Source organism: Zophobihabitans entericus, from assembly GCF_011745665.1.
Taxonomy (GTDB): Bacteria; Pseudomonadota; Gammaproteobacteria; order Enterobacterales; family Orbaceae; genus Zophobihabitans; species Zophobihabitans entericus.
Genome location: NZ_CP050253.1, coordinates 423,630 through 450,004, shown reverse-complemented (window position 1 = coordinate 450,004; position 26,375 = coordinate 423,630). Strand labels below are relative to the sequence as shown.

Below are 26,375 nucleotides of genomic sequence, written 5' to 3'. Positions count from 1 at the left end.
CAACAAATTGCTACGCATTGGCTTTAACCTTTTCCGGCTCTTTAACAAATAAGATCACAGCAACACAAAGGATCAAAGCGATCACCATATAAATAAACACTGCGTTATAACCAAATGTTCCGACTAAAAAACCGATAATAATAGGTGAAATCACCCCACCGATACTGCCGCCGGTATTCATAACTGCAGATGATGTACCCGCAAATTTGCGTTTTACACACTCCATAGGCAGCGCAAAGAAAGGACCAAATGCTAAACCAAAGATAAATCCGGCGCAGATAAGAGAAGCCATAGCACCCGCTTCCGTCGTTGCTGCAACAACACCATATAACAGCGGAGCAGCACCAAGAGCGGCAACCACGATAAGAGGTTTACGTCGACTATGTAGTAAACGGTCAGAGATCAGACCACCTAAAGGCTGAGCAATCCCGATAGCCAGGAATGGCAGACCAGCAAAGATACCCATTTTGACCATTGCAAAACCACGTGCCTGAACTAAGTAGCTTGGCAGCCATGTCATTAAGCCGTAAAACACACACAGGAAGAAGAAGTAAGCGACCGCCAGTAACCAGGTATTAGGATTTTTGAAAATGCTGGAGAGCCCGACTTTTTCTGTTGCGACTTCATCATCATCGGCACTGGTTTGCTCTTTCTGGCCGCTTTTGATGTATTTCAACTCTTCCGGACTGATCTTTTCATCCTGTTCAGGACTATCGCGGCCAACATACATCCAGATAGGTACTAAGATGATGCCTAGCGCACCAAAGATAAAGAATATTGAATGCCATCCCCATGTAGCGATAATAGCTACTGCAATAGGCGGCGCCACAGCAGGACCAATTGAGTTAGCCGACGTGAAAATAGCATTCGCTGTTGCCCGTTCTCTATCCGGGAACCAGTTGCTATTGAGTTTAAATGCGCACGGAGGGTGAACACCTTCTCCGATCCCAAACAACAAACGGATAATATAAAACTGACCAAAGCTACGCGCCACACCTGTTGCTACGGTCATTACAGACCACCAGATAAAGGCAAATGTCATCACCTTTTTCGGGCCAATTTTATCGCCAAGAATCCCACCCGGAATCTGGAATAACATATAAGTAATAAAGAAAGCACCTAAAACAAAACCACTTTGTTCCGGTGTCATTTGAAATTCATCAGCAATAAACGGCATCGCTACAGACAGGTTGACTCGATCGAGAAAGGCTACAAAAAAGATTAACCATGACAAAAATAACATTAACCAACGTCGCTTCATAATAACTCCTTCTATAATTTAAATTGAGTTAACTCCACTACACTTACAATTTGATAATGATTGGTCTGGCTTTTAATACTTCGCTTTTTCTCCTAAAATATTTTGAATAAATTTACGCTTTACTAACATACCATGATCATGGTCTGACCAATGAACCAAGACTAAGCGCATTATAAAAAAACATCAATCAGCACATTTCATAATTGTGATAACAATCACGAAAGCATGTAGAAAATAAATATAACTAATTGTTTTATTTTTATTTAATTTAAATTAGGTTATTTTGAATGAACATAATTATCCATAAAGCCTGTCCTGTCCTACATAAAATAAAACTAACCCGTATGAATTGCTTCAGACTCAAAAGAGAAATAAATGTAACGATAGAAAACTCAATTTAGTAAAATTTTGTTGGTTTCCAACATCTGTTCTAATGCAGGTATTTTGAACAAAAATAGTTATTCATGCTAAAATATCGTAATAAAGTGTTTAATTTTTGGAACAGAGATGCAATTAGCCAAGATAGAAAATAAAGCGCCAAAAATATCCGAATTAGTCATGCAGGCTATTCTCAATGCCATTAATGAAGGTAAAATCAAACTCGACGAAGATTTATTACCTGAGCGGGAGCTGGCGGCAACGCTTGGTGTTGGTCGTAGTTCTTTAAGAGAGAGTTTAGCGATTCTGGAGTTTTTAGGCATTATTGAGTTGCGTGGAAACCGTAAAGTAGTGGTGAAAGATCCGGCTTATATTCAAAAAGCGATCTCACTACTACAGCTATCACAGCAAACTGAGCTGCTGGATGATTTTCTGGAATATCGTCGTATTATTGAAGTTGCGATCGTCAGACTGGCCTGTGACCGGGCGACGATGGAAGATCTGCTTAAACTTGAATATTATGTCAATAAATTAGCTCAGGATCCGACTGATGCTCTGGCTGACTGTGACTTCCATACTGCACTGGCTAATTCAAGTCACAATGCTTTACTGGCTGCCTCAATTGAGTTGGTAAACAGCATGATTATGGATTTAAGAATTCGTTTCTTTGCTATTTCTGACTATCACCAAAAAACATTAGAGTCTCATAAAGCCATTTTTGAAGCAGTTAAAGCACAAAATAAAACTCTGGCCGAAAAAGAGATGATTAAACACCTGAAAAATATCGGTAATTTTTCTGCAGTCACTGACTAATTATTAAAATCGAATCTGCCAAACCCCATATGGGGTTTTCTGGTGAGCCAGATGCAAGTAATTTAGTGCCTAATCCCTTCAATAACCAACAAAACCGCAGCTCCACCAAATTACCTTTCATTCACGCTGTGATTATTGCTATACTGCCCGCAATAATTAAATTTAAATTTTGTTTATTTTGGTAATAGTTAACATGAATAATGTTTAGCGACATTAATAGAATTACAATAAAAAATATTCATTGGCTTAAATACCGAACAAAAATTAGTAATCCTGACAAAACCAGTACTGGTGTTATTACTGGCAAGAATGAAATCTATCTGCCGTTTATGCTAAATAAATAGCAGCTAGAGATGGGTCACATTACTAATCAACTAGGTAAGTACGCAATAAATATCTCCTTGTATACCTATTATGCCAGCGTATATCGCCTCGCCATACAGTCATCTAACTCATTAAATAAGCAATGGGGTATAAAGTATGGAAAAGAAAGCCTTATACGATTCATTAAATCTCGACAATGAAACACCATCCACACTCTTTGTCACAGATGATAAGGGTAATATTTTATTATCCAATGAATTTACTGCAATGACTCTTGGTATGTCATTATCAGAACTGTTGACGGCTAATGTGTATGACCTGGTGAAATCAGGTGCATATAATACGTCAGCCACCATTCAAACGATTGAAACTAAACAACCTTCACAAGTCACCTTATTAACCAACCAAGGTTTTCAGGTTCAGTCTAACTCTACTCCAATCTTACGTCCTGATGGTTCGCTCCATTTAGTTTTAACCAAATCAGCACCACTGACCCAAAAAGAGTTAGAACAATGGGGAGGAATACAAAAATGGCAACAGCTGGAGCAACAAGAACAGCAAATTGAGCAAGATCACGCCGGGATTATTGCTGAAAGTAACATTATGCGTCGCCTGATCTCTATGTGTCGACAAATTGCACCTTATGATAGCCGTATCTTGTTTTATGGCGAATCCGGTGTTGGTAAAGAGGTACTGGCAAAATTTACTCATGACCACAGCTCAGCAGCAAATGGTAACTTTATTGCGATTAACTGTGCCACTATTCCGGAAAATCTATTTGAATCTGAACTGTTTGGCTTCAAAAAAGGGGCTTTTACCAGTGCCGATCACAACAAAAAAGGGATTTTGGAAGAGACCAACGGTGGTACGCTGTTTTTAGATGAGATCTCAGAGATGCCGCTCTCTGTACAGACTAAATTTCTGCGCGTGCTTGAGACTATGGAGTTCCGCCCATTGGGTAGTTCCGAAAGCATTAAAGTCAATTTCCGGCTGATGTCTGCCTCTAACCGTGATCTTGAACAGCTGGTCGCACAAGGTAAGTTCAGAGAAGACCTCTACTATCGTATCAACGTGATTCCAGTTTACATTCCGCCACTAAGAGAGCGTACCAAAGATATTCTGATTTTAGCTAATCAATTTTTGCAGCGATATAACCAGAAATATACCAAAAGAGTAGAGATCGACGGCGATATTTCAAAATATCTGCTAACTTATAATTGGCCAGGTAATATCCGGGAACTAAAGAATTATATTGAACGTTTAGTAATACTTAATGGTCTTTCCGGACATAGTGATTCACAAAATACCACGAAGAATGAAAACGATCATTTAGATAATTACTATGTACACAAGTCAGAACATCATTTAGAAGATTATCTGGCACAAGTAGAAAAACATTATCTTGAAAAGAAACTGCAGGAAAATAACTATAACATCAGTAAAACAGCAGAAGAGTGCCGTATTAGTCGCCCCTATCTCTATAAACGTCTTGCTCAGTTAAATATTACCGTCAAATAAACTCACCCTTGTGTCATGCAACTGACACAAGGCTTAAGTTAAATTTGTAAATAATATTAACAGTTCACAGAATAAGACGTATCAAAATGTAAACCAGATTAACACTAAAATAAACAAAATTATGTTAAATCAAATAATTAAATAATGGCATATTGATTGCAATGATATCAGCAGTTGAATTTAAAAATATAAAAATTAAGGTATCAATATGAACACTCAAGTAAGCTTAGCTTTTTATGATGACATCCCCATTAGACAAACTAATTAGCCTATTACATATAGCGCAGCGGTACACAATATAACAATTAACCTCTAGATTATTTCTATAGGTCGATTGGTGCTATCCGCTAGTTATAACTAGCAGATTATTACTGTCTTCTGAGGTATGACATGACACATAAAAAGTATCAATTAAATAATATTATTGAGCAGCATGCCATTGATTACATTCCAGAAAATGAACGTCATGGTAAATTACTCAGCCAATTCACCCTGTGGTTTGGCGCCAATCTACAAATCACTGCAATTATCACCGGAGCCCTTGCTGTTGTTTTTGGCGGGGATATTTTCTGGTCAATTATCGGGCTCTTTATCGGACAACTACTCGGTGGCAGCATTATGGCTCTGCACGGTGCTCAGGGTCCTAAACTTGGGCTGCCACAAATGGTGATGTCCCGTGCATCATTTGGTATATACGGCGCGATGCTGCCAATTATTCTGGTCTGTATTATGTATATCGGCTTTTCTGCCAGTGGTTCAGTTCTGGCCGGACAAGCCGTTGCCAGACTACTGAGCGTTTCTGATAGTGCCGGTATTTTACTTTTTGGTGCCTGCTTAATTGGCTTCACCTTCTGTGGTTACAAAACAATTCACCGTATTGGTAAAGTGGCCAGTCTGGTTGGGATTGTCGCCTTTTTCTATATGTTCTATATTCTTATCACTCAGCATAATATTATTGAGCTGTTATCGATTCGCCATTTTTCGTGGATTAACTTTTCGCTCGCCATTGCTCTATCAACCTCCTGGCAAATCGCCTTTGGCCCTTATGCTGCTGACTACTCCCGTTACCTGCCAACCAATACTCCAATGGTAAAAACATTCTTTGCTATTGGCAGTGGTAGTGTTATTGGCACCCAAATTGCGATGGTGTTTGGTGTACTGGTTGCCGGACTTGCCGCTCAAACCGGCGGTCAGTTTAGATATAATGAAGTGAGTTATATCGTTGAGCTTAGTGGCGTTGGCTTTGTCGCCCTGCTACTCTATTTCAGCATTGCCTTTGGTAAAGTCGTTATCACGACGCTCAATGCTTATGGTAGCTTTATGTCGATGACGACAATTATCAGCGGGCTACGTAAAAATCATACTTTATCCCAGCGCTCACGTCTGATTTATATCTTAGTCATGGTTGGACTTTCAATCATGATTGCGCTGCTTGGCCGTGGTGATTTTTTACGTAACTTCTCGACCTTTCTGCTCTTTTTACTGACCTTTTTCACACCATGGAGTGCGATCAATCTGGTCGACTATTATCTGGTTAAAAAGAAACACTACGATATTCCGTCACTGTTTGATACAAATGGTTTATATGGTAAATGGAACAAAGTCGGTATGGGCGTATATATCTTTGGTATTTTGATTCAGTTACTCTTTATTCATACACCATTTTATACCGGGGTTTTAGTCAGCTATCTGCATAATACCGATATCTCATGGATGATTGGCTGGATTATTCCTGCCGTTCTTTATTACTTTTTATCAATTAACGAGACGAATAAATAATACAGTTTTAAAAGTTCCTAACATTAGTGTAGCGCTTATACAGGTTACACTTTTTTTGTGTCTGTTTTTTGTAGTGACTATATCTTTCATGTATCAAACTCTCCTCTCATTTACCTCATTATTACCTTCCTGCCAGATAAAATATTTATTCAGTAAAACCGTTCTCAAATCTTGAATGTAAAAACCATTAACAGTTTTTTTTAAGGTGTCATTTATATTAACAATTGGACTGATAGTTAAAATGTTTTATTCAAATAAATCAAAAGGTTATAAAAATCAATTTATTGGCACAGCCCTTGCAATATAAAGCTTAGTTGAATCATAAACAATCTAAGGAACTTACTATGAAAATTATCACAGCTGAACAAGCAGCTCGACTGATTAAGTCCGGTGATACGGTAGCACTTAGCGGCTTTGAGCTTGCCTGTGCTAACGAAGAAGTCATGATTGCTCTTGAAAAGCAATTTGTGGCGGAAAACACACCACAAAACTTAACCATCATGCATGCAAGCTGTCTTGGCGATCGCCAGACTAAAGGTATGACTCACCTGAGTTATCCGGGCCTATTAAAACGCTGGATCGGTGGTATCGTGATGGCTTCTTCACCTAAATTATCAGAAATGATACAAAAAGATGAATGTGAAGCCTATAACTTACCACAAGGTGTTATCACACAGCTTTACCGTGAAATCGCAGCAAAACGTCCGGGTGTTATCACTAAAGTAGGTTTAGGGACTTTCGTCGATCCACGTGTTGAAGGCGGTAAAATGTCAGCTTCAACCAAAGAAGATATCGTGAAAGTGATCGAACTTAATGGTGAAGAGTGGCTACATTATCCGTCATTCCCAATTCAGGTTGGTTTAATTCGTGGCAGCACAATTGATGAAAACGGTAACCTAACGCTCGACCATGAAGGCCTGCATATGGAAGTGTTACCTATTGCTCAGGCGGTACATAACTCTGGTGGTATTGTTATTGCACAAGTCGAGCACGTAGCAAAAGCAGGTTCACTCAATCCAAAAGCAGTTCGTGTTCCGGGGATTTTAATTGATTATGCGGTTGTTTCTAAACCAGAAAATCATTTCCAGACAGGTACAACTTACTATAATCCAGCATTCTCTGGTGAGATCAAAGTACCACTAGATAGCGTGCCAACTCTGCCACTTGATGAGCGTAAAGTTATTGCACGCCGTGCAGCGATGGAGCTTGAGCCAAAAACAATTCTAAACTTAGGTGTGGGTATTCCGGTTAACGTATCAATCGTTGCGGCAGAAGAAGGCATTTCTGATCAAATCATTCTGACTACAGAAGCCGGTTCAGTCGGTGGTGTTCCTGCCGGACTAAAAGACTTTGGCCACGCTTATAACAGTGAAGCAATCGTTGAGCACCATGCACAATTTGACTTCTATGATGGTGGCGGTCTTGACCTGTCAGTACTTGGTCTGGCTGAGGCTGACCAGTTTGGTAACGTAAACGTCAGTAAACTAGGCTCACGCGTTATCGGTTGTGGTGGCTTTATCAATATCTCTCAAACTGCTAAGAAAATTATCTTCACAGGTACTTTCACCGCAGGCGGCCTTGATGTAGCAGTAGAAGATGGCAAGTTAGTGATTAAACAAGAAGGTAAAAGTAAGAAATTTGTTTCTAAAGTGAATCAAATTACTTTCAGTGGTGAGTATGCATCAAAAGGTTCACAAAAAGTCATGTTTGTTACCGAACGTGCTGTATTTAAACTAAAAAATGGCAAACTTTGTTTAACTGAAATTGCCCCAGGTGTTGATCTACAAAAAGATATTTTAGATCAAATGGAGTTCAAGCCAGAGATCGCAACAGATCTTAAAACAATGTCAGTTGACCTGTTTAAAGAGAGCTGGAACAAACTATCTTCTATTATTGCAGAGAAGCAACACAAGGGAGCTAAATAATGAATAAACCAATTAATCGCTGGCTTACATTAATCTGCTCAATGGGTATTTTGCTCTGCTTTGGTGGTATGTACGCATTTAGTGTGTTCGTTACACCACTGGCAGCAACGAATAACTGGGTTCGCCCGGATATTATGATAGCCTTTACTATCGCCATCGCTTTATCACCAATTCCAATGATTTTAGGTGGTCTTTTCTCTGATAAAGGGAAAACCCGTCTGGTGATTTTAGTTGGTGCCATCATGTACGGACTATCATTCGTACTTACCGGCTTTACCAGTAATATCATTTTACTTTATCTCTACTTTGGTCTGCTTGGCGGCTTCGGTTTAAACATCGCTTACTCTGCTTGTCTGAGTAACGTGCTGCGTTTATTCCCGGATAAAAAAGGCCTGTGTTCTGGTTTAATTACCGCAGGTATGGGTATGGGTACGATGATTAGTGCACCACTGGCTAACTATTTGATTGAATCATTCGATGTGTTATTCACATTTAAAGCACTGGGTTGTTTCTATTTAGTCTTCTCTGTACTTTGCTGGTTCTTTATTCAGGCAGCGCCAGCACCTGTTGCAGGTACTACAGCAAGCAAACCAGCAGCTACCAGCTTAAGCTGGGTTGAAATGCTGAAAACACCGGCATTCTACGCGATTGCACTGATGTTTGGTTTAGGTGGCTTCTCTGGCCTGATGATTGCATCTAATGCTTCAGGTATTGGTGTATCGATGTTCCAATTAACACCGATTGTGGCTGCAACATTTGTCAGTTTATATGCATTCATGAACTGCTTTGGTCGTATTTTCTGGGGCATGGTATCTGACAAAATTGGCCGTATTAATACATTACTTGCCATCTTTGTCGTCATTATTCTCTCTATGCTTGGCATGACCACATTAAGTGGTTCTATGGGCTTTGCCGTATCGATCGTCGGTCTTGGTCTTTGCTTTGGCGGTATCATGGGTGTTATCCCATCACTGGTTATGGATAACTTCGGTCCTAAAAATCAGGGAGTTAACTACGGTATCGTGTTTGTTGGTTATTCCGTGGCTGCCTTCTTCGCACCATCAATGACAGCGAAAATTGCTGAACAAAATAACGGTGACTATAGCCAGGCATGTTATATCGCTATCAGCCTTGTGGCTGTTGGTATTATTATTAATTTTATCTATAGAAAAATAAAAAGAGCTTAAGGAGTTTGTCGATGAGTATCACTAAATTATTAAATATTAAATATCCTATTTTTCAAGGCGCTATGGCACAAATATCCAAGCACCAGTTAGCTGCTGCGGTATCTAACGCTGGTGGTCTTGGTATTATTGCTTCAGGCGGGATGAGCGTTGAACAACTGCGTGATGAAGTGCGTCAATGTAAAGCTAAAACAGATAAGCCATTTGCGGTGAATCTGATGCTGATGATGCATAATATTCCTGAACTGATCGATGTATTGATTGAAGAAGGCGTGAAAGTTGTGACGACCGGTGCCGGTACACCAAAACCTTATATGCCAATCTTCAAACAACACGGCATTAAAGTTATTCCGGTAGTACCTAATGTTTCTATCGCGAAAAAAATGGAAGAACTGGGTGCAGATGCACTGGTTTGTGAAGGTTCAGAAGCGGGTGGTCACATCGGCGATATCTCAACTATGGCACTAGTTCCACAAGTTACACAGGCAGTTAAGATTCCGGTTCTTGCTGCAGGTGGTATTGGTGATGGTCGTGGTATCGCTGCCGCTTATGCACTTGGTGCACAAGGCATTCAAGCGGGTACTATGTTCTTAGTTGCTGAAGAGTGCCCGGTTCCGGACAACTTCAAACAATTTGTTATCGCTGCTAATGATACAGCAACCGCTGTAACAGGACGCAAAGGCGGTGCTCCAGTACGTAGTATCAAAAATAAAATGATTGAGACCTATATCCGTCTTGAAAATGAAAATGCATCACGTGATGAACTTGAAGCATTAACCATGGGCTCTGCGCGTAAAGCTGCTGCAGGTGATATGGAAAATGGTTCAATCATGGCGGGTCAAATCTGTGGTATTTTAACTCAGGTTAAACCAGCTAAACAAATCATTGAAGAAGCATTTGCTCAAGCTAAACAAATTGCTGCAACATTAAGCAATCGTTTTGATTTCTAATTAGTTTTTAATTGCTAATTAGTAACAGCTAAAATCTCAGCGCGGCTTTTGCCGCGCTTTTTATTGTTTAAACAGTTTAATCTTTATTAGTCAGTCTCACTTATCACATCAAGTATTTTTCCACTCACTATTCGAATAATTTCATTAGTTCTTTAATTATTTCAGTGTTTTAATATTTTCTTAATATTTCCCGATTAATATTTACCATGTAAACCAAGGAGATAAACATGAAAACTAAATTAACACTTTTAACAGCAGCCATTCTTTTAGCCTCAACCTCAGCATTTGCTAACTATACAGGTGGAAGTCAGGGAGGATTTAATGGACCTTCTGCTGGTTCAGTAACAGTAGCTGAAGCTAAACAACGTGGTGATGATGCTAAAGTAATTTTACAAGGTAATATCATTAGCGCTCAGGGCGGTGAATATTATACTTTTAAAGACAGTTCAGGTGAGATTACCGTAGAAATCGATCACGATGTATGGAGAGGTATAACGGTAAACCCAGAAGATACAGTTGAAATTTATGGTGAGATAGACAAGGACTGGACATCGATTAAAATTGATGTAGATCGCATCATTAAAGTAACAAATTAATTCTTAGTTTTTTCTAACGATATAATCAAAGCGCGAATAATTCGCGCTTTTTCTTTTGTCAAAAACACTTACATCGGAGCACCTAATTCATAAGTTCTGTTAAGCGGCATACTCATAAAAAACTCACCGTTAAAGCTACCGGTTATATATCTGTGAGGCTTACCATTAAAACCAAATATTGTTTCAGTTGATTTAAACTCAAACTCGTAAGTATCACCATTATCGTACAACATCGTCACTTTATACGGCATTAGCGGTTTCGTTTTCAAAATCATAGAACCCCGATAATGTTCACCGTAAACCATATGTGGGGTCACATATTTAAAGCCTCTGACAGTACCACGATAAACATAAGTGTAGCCAATAAGATGCTCACGGTTCTTAATACCGTAATGCTCATATTGGTCATCAGTGAAAAGATCTAACCCCAGATAAAATCGACTATATCCCATCGTATAAAGCACATATTTTTCATCATGAACCTCAAAAGAAGTCAGTGAAAATCGTGGTGTATCTTTAGTTATTGTTTCAGGATTAAGCATATAACTAACTGCTTCATCAAATGTCAGGACTTCTCTCTCATTTTCAAGTTTCAGCCCAACCATCTCCGTCATAGCTTCATAAATGACTTTCTGGGAAGGCAATGGCCCCCAGAAACTGGAAGAACAGGATGTTAACAAAAATAGTGAAAACAGAGTGAGTATTTTACGTGTCATGTTATCAGATAGAAATAGTGAAAATGAAGCAACTATCAATAAATAAGCAGCCTTTATTCATACATTAAAGGCTACTTAGTGATTATTTTTTAGTTTTAAGAAATTCTTTATCCGCTAACACACGCAGCGGCTGCATATCACTTTCCCCTTTAATTACCAGAGAGCGATCAGAACGTAAACAGGTTCCGCCATAATGACCACCTACAGTGAAGGTACAAATTTGGGTATAGCGTTCAGCGACTTTAGGTAAGCACCACAGTTGCTGATAAATATTTTCCTGCTGCGCAAATTTACCAGCAGTTTTATCCAGCGTTTGATCTTCAATTACCAGTTCAATATTACTGCCACAACGACCAGCAATTGGTTTAATCGCATAACCGTTCTGGATTAAATGATCGTTTAGCTCAAACGTTGATTCCAGCAAGTAGCGATGATTTGGGAATAGTGACCAAAGTACTGGTAGAATAGCCTTATTACTTGGAATCACTGTCCACAGTGGCTCAAACACATTCACCTCCGGACGCAGTAACACGTCAATCAGACGTACATGATTTTCTGGATGACCTGTACGAATTGGAGGAGCACTATGAGATACAGTATTTTGTTCCTCACTTTCTTCGCGTAGTTGCTCAAGCACCGTTTCCCATGCCCAGGTCTTCCAGACGCAATCCACAACACGATCATCACCATCAACCAGACGTCCGCGTTTATCCCAGTGCAGTTCATCTAAGCCGTGTAGAATCTTACTTTCAAATCCGGCTTCAAACAGCGCTTTTTGCATAAACAGCGCATGATAGTTCTCTTCAATATCATTATCCTGCATGATATGTACAAATGGTTTAGCATCGCTATGCACCCAGCTATCACTTAGCGCACCAAGCAAGCGCTCACCAGGATTAAAGCCGATTTCCAGCCCGCCTTGTTCTGCCCATTTCTCCAGAATCAAGCCTGCTTCAGTATGGCAAGAGGCGGAATCAGCATTATATTCATATACTTTTAAACCACGTTCATCCATACAGAAATCTAAACGACCTGTGATCATTTGATAACGACGGTTTTGCCATGAAAGACGCAGACGTGGCCACAGAATTTCAGGGATATTAAAGTGTTTAAGTAATTCATCTTCTTTGAGTACTTTATCTGTCGCGTGCAGATACATCAGATGCAGTTCGTTCGTTGCCCGAATTAACTCCTGCTCAGCACTTTTTGAAATAGTAAAGTATCGATACGAATCATCACTATTTACCACATGACCATTAGCTGCAACATAAGCACCTTCCAGCGGATCACTTTCATTCAGCCATTTACCAGCAAACTGACCGCGATCTTCTAAACGATCACTATGAATCGTCAGTAATTCGGGATCTGTCATTGGTTGTGGCAGGCTATACTGAGTATCATCAGTTTGGATCATCCAGCCTAAAATTTCAGTATCATCAAACGTATCCTGAATACGGTAACCCGCATCAGTCACCTGCATCATGAGCTCCCGTGTCCACTGTTGGCCAGCGGGCAAACGAGTATGAGTGACATTTTGCTCAACAATTCTGACTCTGTCGTCTAATACTTCGGTAATAATTGCGACGTGACCTGTTCCTTTAAACTCGCCACCTTCCTGCCAGATAAGCAGTGAACCAGCAATAGGGGCTTTCTTACTGCCATTAGCAAAGGCTTGTAACGGCAGAAGGGCATCATTAACGACCTGACGTAAAAAACGTAGGGCAAAAATTTGATAAGCACGCCCCACATCAGTAAACACCACACCATAGTTAAGATACAAAAAGCGACGGGCAAACTCTACGCACTGCCACTTATACCCCATATATTCACGACCCAGATAACTACGAAATGACGCATCATTCGGATATTCCTTGGGATCAACCGTAGAATAATCAGACGAATAGATCGCCACCCCACCCGGCGCGTGGCCAAGCAAAGTTCCAAAAGGTTCATGTTTATTTTTTACTTCAGCAGATGTAGTAACAGACATAGTAACGACCTTGTACATAATAGGATGTAAATAACTGATAATACTGGCATTTACTTACAATATACTCTCTGAAGCTATTATAAATCAGTTTGTTATGGATCTCTACCAGCTTATTAAGAAACCACTATTAACAATTTAACGTAATAAATATATAAATAATTCATATATATCGGTTTAATATAACATTAAATATTTTTCAATTTCTTTACAATTAAGTTTCTCAAAACTGTAAGACCGATCTAACCTATTCATTCATAATAAATCGTGACATACCGTGTCGCTCATTGACTTTCACAGAATCTGTCCTACGTAAGGAGATTATTATGGAAAAGAAAATGTATAGCAAAGCATGGATAGTCTTTTTTACCGGCTGGTTTGCCGGACTCTCACTAGCCTGTATTCAAAATAAGGCGGCTCCGGCAATCCCCACATTGATGACATATTTTGATATTAATATGGGAACAGCTGGACTGCTTGTTTCTATCTTCTCAGTCACCGGGATTATTATGGCGTTCCCCGGTGCTGCACTAGTACAAAAATTTGGTATTAAAAAGGCAATGTTAACTGCCCTGTTTATTGCCTGCCTGGGTACCACTATTGGCACGTTCTCCAGCCATATTTATTTGTTAATGTTTTCCCGTATTTTAGAAGGCTTTGGGGTTGGTATTATGACTATCGCTGGTCCTGCTTTAGTTATCATGTTATTCCCGCCAAATAAAAGAGGCCTGCCAATGGCTATCTGGGCAGCCTTTATGATGGTTGGACAAGCGATTTCATTTATGGTCGCAGCGCCACTATTGTCGAGCTTTGGCTGGCAAGGGTTGTGGGCTTTCACACTAATCCTTAGCGTACTTGCTGGTATTACATTCTCTATGTTTGGTAATTTACCTCCTGATGAATCAAATTTTGCGATTTCTGCAGTTCAAAAAAACCAACCTGTAACCATTAAAAAAATAGATATGTTTGGCGGTATTAAGACGCTTAATTCCTGGCTGCTTGGCCTTGCTTTCATGACATTTAGCTTTTCCAGTTTTGGTTTTGTCAGCTGGGTTGCACCTTACTGGTCAACATTTACCGGCTGGTCCCCTGCAACAATTGGTAATGCGGTCAGCTTTATCTATTTGCTTGAAATCGCCTATGCCGTCATTATTGGCTTTATTTTAAATAAATTCTTAAACCACCGGCTCATTGGTATTGTTGGCTTTCTTATCTTTACCGTACTTGTCTATATGTGTTTTACCACAACATCAGTACTGGTTGTAATGGCCTTTGTGATTATTTACCCATTCTTTGACACTTTAGGTGCCTGCGTATGTTACGCAATTTGCCCACAAACTGCCGAAAAACCTGAACATTCCGAAGTGGCTCTGGCCTTAATGACGCTTGGTATCAACGTCGGAATTTTATTAGGTCCACCAATATCAGGTGCCGTCATAGAGAATTTTGGCTGGACAGCCGGCGCTCTGACCTTAGCACTGGGAACCGTACTAGCCGCACTTTGTCTGTTCTTAATTAAATTAAGAAGAATCTAATTTTTGGAGGTAACTATGCAAAAGATTATCGATTTTCATAACCACTTAGGTGACATCTTTGCTTATCAAAAAAATGTTATTTACAAATTAGGTCGAAAATTTCCTGATAATATCCACAATCCATTTAAAGCGTTTGCTGATAAAAAATTTCAGGGTGCGTTTGTCGATCCAACCACACCTGGAGCACTAGAAAATTTACAAGCAGCAACGGTTGAAGCCTGCCGTAACTATACGCTGGAAGTCCTGACCAGAGAACTGGATGAAGATAATATTACCTACGTCTGCCTCTACCCTATCTACCCACATATTGGTTTTGAAGATTATCTGGCAGCATCTCGATTTGAGCCAAGAATTATCCCGTTTACTTCAGCAGATTGGAGCAAAGACAAAGATACTATCGGCCGTAAGCTACTCAAAGATGTAGAACACGGTGCCAGAGGGTTAAAAATCCATCCTGTGTTACAACCAATTAGCTTGCGTGATCCGCTGGTTAAAGATGTCCTCAATGAATATTGGTCACTGACCGGACTCCCTGTAGTCAGCCATTGTGGCGCTAATGCCTATTATGACACACCAGAGATGCAAAAACTGGAATGTCCGGAATATGGCGACGTGCAACATTTCATCTGGCTGGTTAAGCAGTGCCCAAAAGTAAAAATGGTTGCAGCACATGCCGGTGGACTAATGGGTGATGAGATGGAGGTTCTTCATCAGGCCTTACCAAACTGCGAAAATCTTTGGGTAGATACCACATTCAGATCAGCAGAAGATATGCGCAAACAAGTTGAATATTTTGGTGCTGATCGAGTGCTATTTGGTTCGGATAGTCCATTTAGCCCACGCGGTGCGTGTATTGAAACGGTCAAAGAAGCATTTGGTGAAGGGAGCGATCTCTATAAAAAAGTCATTTATCAAAATGCAGCAGATCTATTGCAACTCTATTAACACGAGCTACTCTATAAAGAAAAGGCAGGCTTTATGCCTGCTTACAATTCACTTGAGGAGTACCTGACCTCTTCATTTTTAAGAGGATGACGCTATGAAAACAAACAAAGTTCTTATTCGTCTTCTGGTCAGTCTGTTTGGTTGTACGATATCAAGTACTTATGCAGTTGATATGAACGCCAGAGACTTTTTTACTCAACCTGCCGGTGCATGGTCTAGCGTATCTTATTTAGGTTATGACCATGCCAGTAATTTTCGAGGCCCTGCCGATACCAATAATAATGCCAACTTAAAAATAGGTTCATTTGTCCATCGCTTAGTACGTTTTACTGATTGCGGTGGTTTTATGTGTTCCCCGCAAATTGTTATTCCTGCGCTACATATGGATATTCAAGGACCGGGAGCACCTGATAGTAAAAGTAAAACTGGCATTGGTGATGTCAGTTTAGGTGCTGGTTTTTGGTTTATCAACAAACCGGAAGAGCGCCGTTTTATGGGTATCTTACCAACTGTTATCATTCCTGTTGGACAATATGATGAGAATAATCCCGGAGTCTCACCCGGTGGCAACCGTTGGCAGTTTCATCTAAACCTTAACAATACCTGGGCATTATCAGAAAAGTGGACGATGGAGCTGGAGGCCGAGGCGCAATTTTATACCCGCAACAGTGATTATATGGGTATGTCATATCGTCAAAAACCAATCTATAAAATTAAATCTTACCTCTCCTATGAAATCGATCCGGCAAACTACGTTGCTGCCCGTGTTATTTATGGCATAGGTGGAAAGACTAAACTGGATGGACAAAAACTTGATGATACTCACACCAAACTTACTCAAATTGGCGTGGAATATGGTCATGCCCTGTTTAAAAGCAATCATCTGCTCTTTGGTTATACCCGAGACGTTGATGCTAAAAACTCATTTCAGGGCAACCATTTTCAGATACGATTTATTCATGGGTTTTAAAGTAAAGTTAAGCAGCTAAAAATGCATTTTTCTGTTTCAATCACTCTGGTGTAATATAAAGATATTTTACACCAGAGATAACTCTATAAAATTGATGAACGCGTATCAAATTAGACTAGCCACGCTCGCTGATATACCGCAGATATCTAACGTGGAAACAACTGCGGCAAAGGTATTTGAATCATTACCTGATCATTTTCTGGCTAAATTACCGGATACGATTGCTGGTAATGATCTTGATATTTACCGACAGTCTATTCTGAAAAATGAGTGTTGGGTGGCACTGCATAAATCAATTATCATTGGTTTTATATGCACTGAGCAGATAGAATCAGAAAACACCATACATATCAAAGAATTAGATGTTGACTTTGATTATCAAGGCAAGGGAGTTGGCAAACAATTATTGCAATTTATCATTACTCAAGCCCGGACTGATAATAAAAAAGTTACTTTAACCACCTTTAAAAACGTACCATGGAATGCACCGCTCTATACTAAATTTGGCTTTCATATTCTGGGGGAATCTGAATTAAATTTACGGCTCATCACGATATTAGAGAAAGAAACAGAATTAGGTCTTCCAAAAGAAGAACGATGTGCGATGCGCCTTGAGTCTGACACGGTGAACTAAGCGTTGTGACCTTGCCATTTTAATATGAAAGCCCAGAGCTTAAAATCTGATATTTATAGTATGGCACTTGAACATTAGCAGTTTTCCTAAAAAAATCAGTATTAAGCAACATTGAAACATCACAAATTTGCTGTTAGATTTTGAATTCAATTAGCGGATTACCTTGATTTTAATATGATTTATAATCAATTTTAAAGACGATATTTTATATAATATTAGTGATGACTGAGTTAAAACTTGCGGTTACAAAGCAAAATGCTTGTCAAACGTATAACCAACAAGCATCAACCCATAAAATACAACCCATTGATTAATATTAATTTATTAATTAATAAACAATTGATTTTACCTTTATCTTCATATCATCAATGACAGAATAAACCACCGGAATAACAATCAAACTAAGCAAAGTAGATGTCAGCAAGCCACCCACGACAACGACAGCCATTGGCGCACTGAAACTAGGATCTGAACTAAATCCAAGAGCTGTCGGTAACATACCAGCAACCATAGCAATAGTCGTCATAACGATTGGTCGTGAACGTTTATGGCAGGCATCAATAATTGCCTCTAAACGCCCCGCACCCTCTTTATAAGCGATTAAAATATAATCCACTAATAAAATAGAGTTTTTGGTTACGATCCCCATTAGCATAATGATGCCAATCAATGCCGGCATTGAAATAGCAAATTGACAAAGGAATAGCGCAATAAAAGCCCCAATTGTTGCCAAAGGTAAAGCCGACAGAATGGTGATAGGTTGTAAAAAGTCATGAAAAAGTAAAATCAGGATGAGATACACCGCTAAAATTCCAATAATCATTGCGGTAGCAAACCCAGTAAAAAGCTCTAACATCATTTGAGCATTACCCGAATCTTGATATTCTACGCCATCTGGCAGATGCTGCATGGTGGATAATTGTTGTATTTGATTCACCAAATCACCTAGTGGAATATCATTAAGCTCAATTGAAAAATCAATATTACGTTTTCTATCTAACCGAGTGATCGATATCGCTCCCATTGATAACTCAACAGTTGCAACACTGGCAAGTGGCACCAGCCCGTTATGACCAGATACACGCAAATCAGCAATGGTATCAAGATGTTCACGATCAAAATCCATCATTCTAATTGCAATAGGCACCAGCCTTTCTGGTAAACTGAGTTTGGGTAACGTCTGGCTATAATCTGCATTGGTTGCAATGCGGATGATGTTCGCCAAATTTTCAGTCGTGACACCTGCAATAGATGCTCTGGCATAATCGGGACGAATAATCACTTGTGGTCGCAGTAAACTCGCACTGGATGTCACGGCACCAAGACCAGAAATAGTACGTATTTCTTTTTCCAGCTGATTAGCTGTTTGTTCGAGCAACTGCGTATTCTCACCCACGAGTGAGAATTCAAACTTAGCTTCACCACTATCTACACTATTAACCGTAATCCTTGCACCCGCAATAGCTTGTACTTTATCACGTAACCGTTTTTCAATATCTTGCTGGCTCTCTTGTCGCATCTTAGGCTCGACCAATAAAACGTGTATATCCGCATGATTCACCTCATCACTACCAATAACACTATACACATCTCTAATACTGGGCTCATCGGCCAATATCGTAGTACGGATCTTTTCTGCTGTTTCCTGAGTTTGGGATAAAGTCGAGCCCGGCGGTAATTGAACATTAATAATCGTCGCGGATAAATCGCTGCTGGGCATAAACCCGGCAGGTAATGCACCGAGTAATAATATGGAGGCAATAAATAATCCGCCCGCAGTCGTAATCGTTGTCCAACGATAAGTCAGACACTTTCTGACTAACCATAAATAACTGCGCATCCAACGGCTATCTTTGTGTTCGTGCGCTGTACTTAATATCATCTTATCTTTTAGCAGATAAGCACACATCATTGGTGTCAGAAGCCTTGCCACAAGAAGAGAAAAGAACACTGCAATAGAAGTGGTCCAACCATATTGCACAAAGAATTTTCCAATAATACCTTCCATAAATGCAGTGGGTAAGAACACCGCAATTAACGTCATAGTCGTTGCAATTACAGCTAAACCAATTTCATTAGTGCCATCTATTGCAGCCTGCAGCGGAGTTTTCCCCATTTGCATATGACGGATAATATTTTCTACTTCAACAATCGCATCATCCACTAATACTCCAATAACCAGTGAAAACGAGATGAGAGAAATCGTGTTAATATTAAACCCGATCAAATCCATCACCCAAAATGTCGGAATAATAGATAAAGGTAAAGCGACCGCCGCCACAATAGTGGCGCGATTGTTACGCAAAAACCACCAGACAACTAAAACGGCTAAAATAGCGCCTTCTATCAGTAACCAAATGGAATCCTTGTACTGGTTTTCGACATATTTTACTGAATCATTAATTTCTTTAATGGTCATCGTCGGGTATTGCTCTTGTAGCATCTCGATCATCTGACGAGCATCATGTAATACGGTAACTTCACTGGTATCTTTACTGCGATTAATGCTAAACATTATGACTTCATTGCCATCCAACAGTGCCCGGCTTTTTTGCTCAGCTGTCGTATCTAAAACAGTGGCAATATCTGCTAATCGAATCGAAGCCATACTCGAGGTCGGAATTTTTAGTTCTCTTAGCTCATCAACTGTCGCGATATTACCCAAAATACGAATCGTTTGTTCTTGTCCGGCAATTCGTCCCACACCACCTGGTGCATCTTGTTGCATTTGAGTGATAGCCTGAGAGACCTCACTTGCCGTTATACCCAACCCATTCATTTGAGTCGTATTTAATTCAACTCTCACTTCACGATCAACACCACCAACACGAGAAACCTGACCAACACCAGATACCTGCATTAATGCTTTATTGATTTTATTATCAATAAACCAGGATAAATCGACCTTATCCAGACTCGTTGAACTCACTACATAAGTGGCAATAGGCTGATTAGAGATATTCAATTTAGAAATCGTTGGTTTTTGCACAGCGGCCGGCAGATCATTGTAAATACTATCGACAGCATTACGCACATCTTCAATCGCTTCATTGACTGACTTTTCTAGCTCAAACTCAACAATAATTTTTACTGAACCATCAACCACAGTGGTATAGGTGTGCCGTAGATAGTTAATATTTGCCAGAGCATCTTCAATTTTTCGTACCACTTCTGTTTCTAATTGTTCAGGAGATGCTCCGTGCCAGGTTACATCGACATTAACAATAGGAAATTCAATATCAGGAAAATTTTGAATATTCATTTTGTTAAATGAATGAATCCCCAGCACAGTGAGGACCAAAAATAGAACAATGACAGGGATCGGATTACGAATAGACCAGGAGGAAAAATTCATTATCGTTTTCCTCCTATTGGTAGCTGTCCAACGATATTGACGATATCGCCCTCTTTCAAGAAACTCACACCTGAGGCAACTAATTTATCTTGTGGTGAAACACCCGTTAAAATAGCGATTTGATCATTCTGTCTGGCGCCAATAGTAACTTTAATCTGTTGAACAAATGAATCATCCCGTATTTTAAATACATAATAAAAACCATCAGACATACTGACAGCACTTTGTGGTAATGTTAAGAATGTTTCTATTTTTCCTAAAAACTCACCTTTTACATACATCCCTGCCCGGGCAAATGTATCCGTCTCCAGATCGACATAAACAACCGCGGTATTTTTCATGGGATCAATGGTTGGTGAAATTTGTCTGACCACCCCTCTAACCTGTTGATGATTAATTAGTGTGACCAAAACCTCCTGCCCGATAGCAAGAGAAGATAAATGATACGCAGCGACTTCTGCCTGCCATTCTAAGCGATTTTGCACAATCATTTTAAACAGTTCATCACCCGCATTAGCGACAATGCCAACAGAAGCCTGGCGCTCAGAAATCACACCATCATCAGGTGCAAGCAACTGTGTTTGTTTAAAACGTAACTCACCATTATTTTGCGCTGCTTTAGCACTTTCTAAGCGAGATTTCATCGATAACATCAGCGCTTTAAGCTCATTGAACTCTCTATCAGAAATTGATTTTGTTTTCTGTAAGTGTGTTCCCCGATCATAGTTAAGCAGGGCTTCATGATAATTAGCCTCTGCCTCTTGGACATTCGCAGTAAGCTGTGCCAAGTCTAGCTTTACTTTTTCGTTTTCAAACTCTGCCAATACCTGACCTTTTTTGACTAAATCCCCCACATTGACCAGCACGTGAGAGATCATTAAACCACTCGTTTGAGTACTAATTTTTGCCTCATGCCACGCCATAATTCGGCCATCTGCTCGTGTGTTTAGCTGCCATGATTTTTGATACGCGTTAAGCCACTCAACCGTTAAAGCAGGTTTAATCGACAGTTGTGATGTTTGCTCAAGCTCTGATTCATCTGAGCCTTGTAGTAACTGCACTAAGATAAATACAGCCATTAGCAAAACGACTAAGCCGCATAATATTTTGATTCTATTTTTTATTTTTCTTGAAAACATCGCCATATAATCAGACCTAACCTCTTTTTATTACTTTTGAGAGGAAAGGGATACATCCGTTCCTCCTGTTACTTTCATTTAGAAATTGTAAATAACCGCGAAAGCTGCAACAGGTGCAGTTTTACGTTTAGCAATTGGACTATCCGCAGCATCACCGATTAAGTGGGAAACCCCAGCATAGGAGACAGTACTCCATTGTGGTGAAAATTGATGAGACCAAAGTACGCCGGCATCAATCTGACCAAATCCAGAACCCGGTGTATATTTACGGTATTGTGAAGTCCCACTTTGTTTATCAGTGACACCAAAGTAAGTTTGGCTGTATTTGCTATCAAAATAATAAGCCGTGGTACTAAACATAACGTCATCTTTATCGGTCTGATAAAGAGGTGTATCAACAGAAATAAAGTAATTAGAACCATTATCATGTTCAGTCAGGGCAATATTGGCACCAATACTTAAAGTCACATAGCTTTTAATATCAATACCAAATTTGATAGTATTCATCAGTGAACCTTTAACCTTGCCCATGCCTTTTAGTTCATCTTTATCTTTTCGCTCCATCCTGTAATTAAAAGCGGTTCCTGCCAGTAAATTAATATCAGGATAAATCTCATGACTATATCCAAAACCCAAGCCATCTGTAGTACTGGCAAAAAAACCGTAACCTAAGTCATAAGCGGCGTGTATGATAGGCCCGGCTTCAACTTTATTACTGCCCATATATTTTGGTTGAACTGCAATGCCGGCGCCCAGTGAGAATGATGATTCTGCTTCTTCTCCAGTTTGAGCAAAACTCGCTACAGGAAATGTCACTGCCAATATACTGGCAAGAGTGATAGTTGATTTATAAGATAAAAAACGCATCCTGAATTCCTTATGATAAAAATAAAATAACAATGTCGTTGTTTTGATTTCGGACTTAAGGTTATCAGTCTATTTTTTAAGAAAATATTGAAAAATTGCACTGAATTGCATGCTTTTGTACTAAATTGTATCGAATTGTATTTTACGTATCCTCTCTTATTAATCATTTGTATAATTGGACAATTCCACCAGTGGTACTTTGAGACAAATCACAGAGGTCACAGAAAAATGTATAAGTTATTATTGATTGAAGATGACCAGCGATTGGCGACTTTAGTTAAAGAATATTTAAACGCTTATGAATTCACTATCACCATAGTTGAGCGTGGTGATTTGGCTCTGCAAGCGTTTCAAAAACTACAACCTAATATTGTCATTCTGGATTTAATGCTACCCGGGCTGGATGGCATGATTGTGTGTAGACAAATCAGAAATATCAGCACAGCTCCCATTCTTATTCTAACCGCGCGGGAAGATGAGTTTGATGAGGTTTCAGGTTTAGAACAAGGCGCTGATGATTATGTGAACAAACCTATTCAACCACGTATTTTACTTGCGCGTTTGAGAGCTCTACTGCGTCGTACAAAAACAACACCAGACATACATAATACTGATGAAAATATCACGTTTGGACAACTCACTATTTCAGAAAAAAATCGTCAGGTTATCTGGAAAAATAATATTGTTGATTTAGGTAATACTGAATACAAATTACTCCTTATTCTGGTTGAGTCCGCTGGCAAGGTTTTATCGCGTGATGATTTACTCAAACAAATGCGTGGAATTGAGTTTGATGGACTCGACCGCAGCATTGATAACAATATTTCCAGATTAAGACGGCGCTTTGATGATGAAAATTCAGAGAAAATAAAAACTGTTTGGGGCGAAGGATATCTATTTAATCCTTTAGCCTGGGAGTAAAGTATGTGGCGTCTTCTTATTCGAGTCTTTCCACTGAGTTTGTTGTCATTTTTAGCAGCTGCGCTGATTGTTCTGTCTTTTTCAGCCAAAATATTTCAAAAACAACTGGAAACTATTGCCATAAACCAGTCACACGCAGCTCTATTCTTGTTTCAAGAATATATGAGTCAGAGTACATCTGAAGAAGAGTGGCAACAACGTCTGGCTAATCTCCAGCAACGTTATTTTGGTACTGCTAAAGTTATCCCCTTTTCAGAATTACCCGATGATATATCAGAGGAACAGAAGCAACGATTGTTAAATGGACAACACGTTGCCGCTTTAAAAACATCATTTTTAGGTATATTTCCAACTTTCTACATTTATGACGTACGCTATGACAAGTTAATTTATATCGATGAAGATAATACAGAATGTGAATTTATCGGTCTGGAACTCGTTATCTATTTATTGATGTTTATTGTCGGCCTTTTCTTTGTATCATTTTGGTTAGCCTTCCATTGGAATGAACTGAAAAAGTTAATGCACGCGACTGATCAAATCAGTAAAGGCCATTTTTCTGCCCGAGCTAACCTAAGCAAGTTCTCCAGTGTAAGGTTAATGGCAGAAAAAATTAACCAGATGGCCAGTTATATTGAGCGCTTAATCAATGGCCAGCGAGAACTCATTCACTCGGTATCTCACGAGTTGAGAACTCCGATTAGTCGGCTCAGTTTTGGCTTAGAACTCCTTAAACCAATGAGCCAGGATCCAACGCAAGCTCAAGAAGTTCTTAGTAGAATTGAAGATCTTGAAGGTGACGTGAAAGAACTCAGTGAGCTCGTGAATGAATTATTGCAACTCGCCACAGTCGGTCAGCAATATCAGGCAGACCTTAAACCCTTTAATTTAGCCAAGATGCTACATGCCAGCTTACGCACCTTATCTCATCCCAATCAGCAAAAAGAAATTACGACGCAAATTTCTGATAAGTTGAGTATTTATAAAGGTGATGCACGTTTATTGGAGCGAGCCGTTTCTAACATACTGCGTAATGCCGATAAATATGCCCATCAGAAGATTTGCCTCTCCGGTAATCAGCTCCCCAATGGCGACTATCAAATCATTATTGAAGATGATGGCCCGGGGATTCCACAAGAAGAATATGAGCGTATTTTTGAACCGTTCTATCGCTTAGAAAATACCTGGGATAAGAAAATAAGTGGCTATGGTCTGGGTCTCTCTATTGTACAAAAAATCGTTTTTGTTCATCAGGGAAGTATCAAAATTGCTCGCTCACATCTTGGCGGAGCAAAGATTGTTGTACAACTCCCTAAAAATATTTAGTTTACTTTTAAGACTTGATTCACTTTCTGGCAGATACCCTCTTTTGAGGGTATCTTTAATGAGAAAGGTTTTACAATATAATCAATCACACCGAATCTTAAAGCTGATTGAATATTATCCACACTCCTTGCCGCAGTCATCATAATGATATCAGTTTGTGAATGTAATGTTCTGCTCTGATGTAATAACGACAATCCGTCAAGCTTAGGCATAAATACATTCAGTAAAATCAAATCGATTTACCCTAGTAAACAGCTCAACAATCTATATTATGCCTGATGTAATAGATCTTTATAAATCTCAGTCAGTGCGCCGCCCGGTTCAAACTGGTCTTTTATCCATTGCGTAACCTGACCATTTTTAGATTGCTGGGTTGCCAGCAGCATTTGTGAATCTTGTCTTGGGTTTTGAACTTGTTTGATAATCAATAAACCGTTTTTAACATGATCCCGAACTAAATAATCTGGTAAGAACCCGATTCCATCACCCAGAATCTGGCACTGGCACTTGGTATAAAAATCCGGGACTTGTATCGCCTCTTGCCCGTAGAGCAACCAGCCAACACGTTTATTAATGGTATTAGCAGTATCCTGTACCATAATTGTTGGAAACAGACGCAAGCTGCTTTCTTTAATCGGTTCAGGCATTAAGGCTAAAGGATGAGTTGGAGAGATGGCAAACTGCCAGCGTATAGCACCAATTTCGGTATAATCAATACCACCACCATCCCACAATGTTCCCGGCGCTCCGATTGCAATATCAGCATGATTGTTAATAATTGAGTCCCAGACACCGTTATACACTTCTGTTGTAACCGTCATCTGACAGGTTGGGAAATGGCTTTTGAGTATTTGTAAAAGTTTAGCGGTATGTAAAGGTGTATACAGTAACTGATTAATGCAGATACGAACTTTAGATTCAATCCCCTGTTCAATCGTATACACTTTACGTTTGATAGAATAGAAAGAGTTTAGTAACTCAACCGCTTTGCGATAAAAATAATAGCCCGGCTCAGTAAGCTCCACGTTACGCGTTGAACGAACAAATAGCTCAACATCCAGATAAGTTTCCAAACGCTTCACTGTATAACTGACCGCAGAAGTGGTCATCCCTAACTCTTTAGCCGCCTGACTAAAATTTCCCAGCTTTGCCGCGGTCGTAAAAGTAATCAGGTTTTCTTCAGTAAAAATCGAGTTCATGTCAATAACCTCCTTGTACAGTACAAAATTAAGCGAGGACTAATCACCATTTT

The 26,375-nt window shown here is 39.6% G+C and carries 21 protein-coding genes; 13 read left to right on the top strand and 8 right to left on the bottom strand.

Annotated elements, in window-relative coordinates; translation table 11 throughout:
* Positions 1-10: 10 nt before the first annotated feature.
* Positions 11-1,261: an MFS transporter gene (locus IPMB12_RS02050; protein WP_166914462.1), complete on the bottom strand. Its 1,251-nt coding sequence runs from the start codon at positions 1,259-1,261 to the stop codon at positions 11-13.
* A gap of 507 nt (positions 1,262-1,768) precedes the next feature.
* On the opposite strand from IPMB12_RS02050, the gene IPMB12_RS02045 reads away from it, so the two are divergent.
* The 7 genes from IPMB12_RS02045 (at position 1,769) to IPMB12_RS02015 (ending at position 10,728) form a co-directional block, all read left to right on the top strand.
* Complete coding sequence (locus IPMB12_RS02045) at positions 1,769-2,452, top strand: FadR/GntR family transcriptional regulator (protein WP_166914460.1); 684 nt, start codon at positions 1,769-1,771, stop codon at positions 2,450-2,452.
* 480 nt (positions 2,453-2,932) lie between these two features.
* Positions 2,933-4,294, top strand: a complete 1,362-nt coding sequence (locus IPMB12_RS02040) for a sigma-54 interaction domain-containing protein (protein WP_166914458.1) — start codon at positions 2,933-2,935, stop codon at positions 4,292-4,294.
* A 390-nt stretch (positions 4,295-4,684) separates the two neighbouring features.
* Entirely contained in the window at positions 4,685-6,073 is a 1,389-nt protein-coding gene (locus IPMB12_RS02035) for a purine-cytosine permease family protein (protein WP_166914456.1), read from the top strand.
* Between the two features lie 344 nt (positions 6,074-6,417).
* Positions 6,418-7,998, top strand: a complete 1,581-nt coding sequence (locus tag IPMB12_RS02030) for an acyl CoA:acetate/3-ketoacid CoA transferase (protein WP_166914454.1) — start codon at positions 6,418-6,420, stop codon at positions 7,996-7,998.
* The gene (locus tag IPMB12_RS02025; protein ID WP_166914452.1) at positions 7,998-9,185 is read left to right on the top strand and encodes an L-lactate MFS transporter; all 1,188 of its coding nucleotides are present in this window, start codon (positions 7,998-8,000) and stop codon (positions 9,183-9,185) included. The genes IPMB12_RS02030 and IPMB12_RS02025 overlap by 1 nt, the downstream gene beginning before the upstream one ends.
* Positions 9,186-9,196: 11 nt before the next feature.
* Complete coding sequence (locus IPMB12_RS02020; RefSeq protein ID WP_166914450.1) at positions 9,197-10,132, top strand: nitronate monooxygenase; 936 nt, start codon at positions 9,197-9,199, stop codon at positions 10,130-10,132.
* Positions 10,133-10,359: 227 nt separating this feature from the next.
* Complete coding sequence (locus IPMB12_RS02015; protein ID WP_166914448.1) at positions 10,360-10,728, top strand: NirD/YgiW/YdeI family stress tolerance protein; 369 nt, start codon at positions 10,360-10,362, stop codon at positions 10,726-10,728.
* Between the two features lie 68 nt (positions 10,729-10,796).
* Here the strand turns inward: IPMB12_RS02015 and IPMB12_RS02010 are convergent, their stop codons facing one another.
* Both IPMB12_RS02010 and gss read right to left on the bottom strand, forming a co-directional pair.
* Positions 10,797-11,372, bottom strand: coding sequence for a hypothetical protein (locus tag IPMB12_RS02010; protein ID WP_166914445.1), 576 nt, complete (start codon positions 11,370-11,372; stop codon positions 10,797-10,799).
* A 154-nt stretch (positions 11,373-11,526) separates the two neighbouring features.
* A complete protein-coding gene (gss, locus tag IPMB12_RS02005; RefSeq protein WP_166914443.1) occupies positions 11,527-13,434 on the bottom strand; it encodes a bifunctional glutathionylspermidine amidase/synthase in 1,908 nt (635 codons plus the stop codon).
* 323 nt (positions 13,435-13,757) lie between these two features.
* Here gss and IPMB12_RS02000 point away from each other — a divergent pair, with 323 nt between their 5' ends.
* The 4 genes from IPMB12_RS02000 to IPMB12_RS01985 all read left to right on the top strand — a co-directional run bounded on the left by IPMB12_RS02000 (position 13,758) and on the right by IPMB12_RS01985 (position 17,515).
* Entirely contained in the window at positions 13,758-14,966 is a 1,209-nt protein-coding gene (locus IPMB12_RS02000) for an MFS transporter (RefSeq protein WP_166914441.1), read from the top strand.
* Between the two features lie 15 nt (positions 14,967-14,981).
* On the top strand, positions 14,982-15,911 hold the full coding sequence (locus IPMB12_RS01995) for an amidohydrolase family protein (protein ID WP_166914439.1): 930 nt from the start codon (positions 14,982-14,984) through the stop codon (positions 15,909-15,911).
* A 94-nt stretch (positions 15,912-16,005) separates the two neighbouring features.
* Positions 16,006-16,881, top strand: coding sequence for a transporter (locus tag IPMB12_RS01990; RefSeq protein WP_166914437.1), 876 nt, complete (start codon positions 16,006-16,008; stop codon positions 16,879-16,881).
* Between the two features lie 151 nt (positions 16,882-17,032).
* On the top strand, positions 17,033-17,515 hold the full coding sequence (locus tag IPMB12_RS01985) for a GNAT family N-acetyltransferase (protein ID WP_166914435.1): 483 nt from the start codon (positions 17,033-17,035) through the stop codon (positions 17,513-17,515).
* A 328-nt stretch (positions 17,516-17,843) separates the two neighbouring features.
* On the opposite strand, the gene IPMB12_RS01980 is transcribed toward IPMB12_RS01985, so the two are convergent.
* The 3 genes from IPMB12_RS01980 to IPMB12_RS01970 form a co-directional block, all read right to left on the bottom strand.
* Entirely contained in the window at positions 17,844-20,870 is a 3,027-nt protein-coding gene (locus IPMB12_RS01980) for an efflux RND transporter permease subunit (protein ID WP_166914433.1), read from the bottom strand.
* Positions 20,870-21,949 carry an efflux RND transporter periplasmic adaptor subunit gene (locus IPMB12_RS01975; protein WP_166914431.1) on the bottom strand — a complete coding sequence of 360 codons (1,080 nt, stop codon included), beginning with the start codon at positions 21,947-21,949 and terminating at the stop codon, positions 20,870-20,872. Before IPMB12_RS01975 ends, IPMB12_RS01980 begins: the two co-directional genes overlap by 1 nt.
* A 138-nt stretch (positions 21,950-22,087) precedes the next feature.
* Complete coding sequence (locus IPMB12_RS01970) at positions 22,088-22,876, bottom strand: MipA/OmpV family protein (RefSeq protein ID WP_166914429.1); 789 nt, start codon at positions 22,874-22,876, stop codon at positions 22,088-22,090.
* A gap of 228 nt (positions 22,877-23,104) precedes the next feature.
* On the opposite strand from IPMB12_RS01970, the gene IPMB12_RS01965 reads away from it, so the two are divergent.
* Positions 23,105-23,797 (top strand): response regulator transcription factor, encoded by a 693-nt coding sequence (locus IPMB12_RS01965; RefSeq protein ID WP_166914428.1) that lies wholly within the window; start codon positions 23,105-23,107, stop codon positions 23,795-23,797.
* A gap of 3 nt (positions 23,798-23,800) precedes the next feature.
* A complete protein-coding gene (locus IPMB12_RS01960) occupies positions 23,801-25,123 on the top strand; it encodes an ATP-binding protein (RefSeq protein ID WP_166914426.1) in 1,323 nt (440 codons plus the stop codon).
* Here IPMB12_RS01960 and IPMB12_RS01955 read toward each other — a convergent pair.
* A complete protein-coding gene (locus tag IPMB12_RS01955; RefSeq protein WP_166914424.1) occupies positions 25,120-25,335 on the bottom strand; it encodes a response regulator in 216 nt (71 codons plus the stop codon). The two genes, IPMB12_RS01960 and IPMB12_RS01955, sit on opposite strands and share 4 nt — an antisense overlap.
* Before the next feature lie 57 nt (positions 25,336-25,392).
* Positions 25,393-26,322: a LysR substrate-binding domain-containing protein gene (locus IPMB12_RS01950; RefSeq protein WP_166914422.1), complete on the bottom strand. Its 930-nt coding sequence runs from the start codon at positions 26,320-26,322 to the stop codon at positions 25,393-25,395.
* Positions 26,323-26,375 lie beyond the last annotated feature (53 nt).

Coding starts and splice junctions, on each gene's coding strand:
- IPMB12_RS02050 (WP_166914462.1), bottom strand. CDS start 1,261: ATGAAGCGACGTTGGTTAATGTTATTTTTGTCATGGTTAATCTTTTTT.
- IPMB12_RS02045 (WP_166914460.1), top strand. CDS start 1,769: ATGCAATTAGCCAAGATAGAAAATAAAGCGCCAAAAATATCCGAATTA.
- IPMB12_RS02040 (WP_166914458.1), top strand. CDS start 2,933: ATGGAAAAGAAAGCCTTATACGATTCATTAAATCTCGACAATGAAACA.
- IPMB12_RS02035 (WP_166914456.1), top strand. CDS start 4,685: ATGACACATAAAAAGTATCAATTAAATAATATTATTGAGCAGCATGCC.
- IPMB12_RS02030 (WP_166914454.1), top strand. CDS start 6,418: ATGAAAATTATCACAGCTGAACAAGCAGCTCGACTGATTAAGTCCGGT.
- IPMB12_RS02025 (WP_166914452.1), top strand. CDS start 7,998: ATGAATAAACCAATTAATCGCTGGCTTACATTAATCTGCTCAATGGGT.
- IPMB12_RS02020 (WP_166914450.1), top strand. CDS start 9,197: ATGAGTATCACTAAATTATTAAATATTAAATATCCTATTTTTCAAGGC.
- IPMB12_RS02015 (WP_166914448.1), top strand. CDS start 10,360: ATGAAAACTAAATTAACACTTTTAACAGCAGCCATTCTTTTAGCCTCA.
- gss (WP_166914443.1), bottom strand. CDS start 13,434: ATGTCTGTTACTACATCTGCTGAAGTAAAAAATAAACATGAACCTTTT.
- IPMB12_RS02000 (WP_166914441.1), top strand. CDS start 13,758: ATGGAAAAGAAAATGTATAGCAAAGCATGGATAGTCTTTTTTACCGGC.
- IPMB12_RS01995 (WP_166914439.1), top strand. CDS start 14,982: ATGCAAAAGATTATCGATTTTCATAACCACTTAGGTGACATCTTTGCT.
- IPMB12_RS01990 (WP_166914437.1), top strand. CDS start 16,006: ATGAAAACAAACAAAGTTCTTATTCGTCTTCTGGTCAGTCTGTTTGGT.
- IPMB12_RS01980 (WP_166914433.1), bottom strand. CDS start 20,870: ATGAATTTTTCCTCCTGGTCTATTCGTAATCCGATCCCTGTCATTGTT.
- IPMB12_RS01975 (WP_166914431.1), bottom strand. CDS start 21,949: ATGGCTGTATTTATCTTAGTGCAGTTACTACAAGGCTCAGATGAATCA.
- IPMB12_RS01970 (WP_166914429.1), bottom strand. CDS start 22,876: ATGCGTTTTTTATCTTATAAATCAACTATCACTCTTGCCAGTATATTG.
- IPMB12_RS01965 (WP_166914428.1), top strand. CDS start 23,105: ATGTATAAGTTATTATTGATTGAAGATGACCAGCGATTGGCGACTTTA.
- IPMB12_RS01960 (WP_166914426.1), top strand. CDS start 23,801: ATGTGGCGTCTTCTTATTCGAGTCTTTCCACTGAGTTTGTTGTCATTT.
- IPMB12_RS01955 (WP_166914424.1), bottom strand. CDS start 25,335: ATGCCTAAGCTTGACGGATTGTCGTTATTACATCAGAGCAGAACATTA.
- IPMB12_RS01950 (WP_166914422.1), bottom strand. CDS start 26,322: ATGAACTCGATTTTTACTGAAGAAAACCTGATTACTTTTACGACCGCG.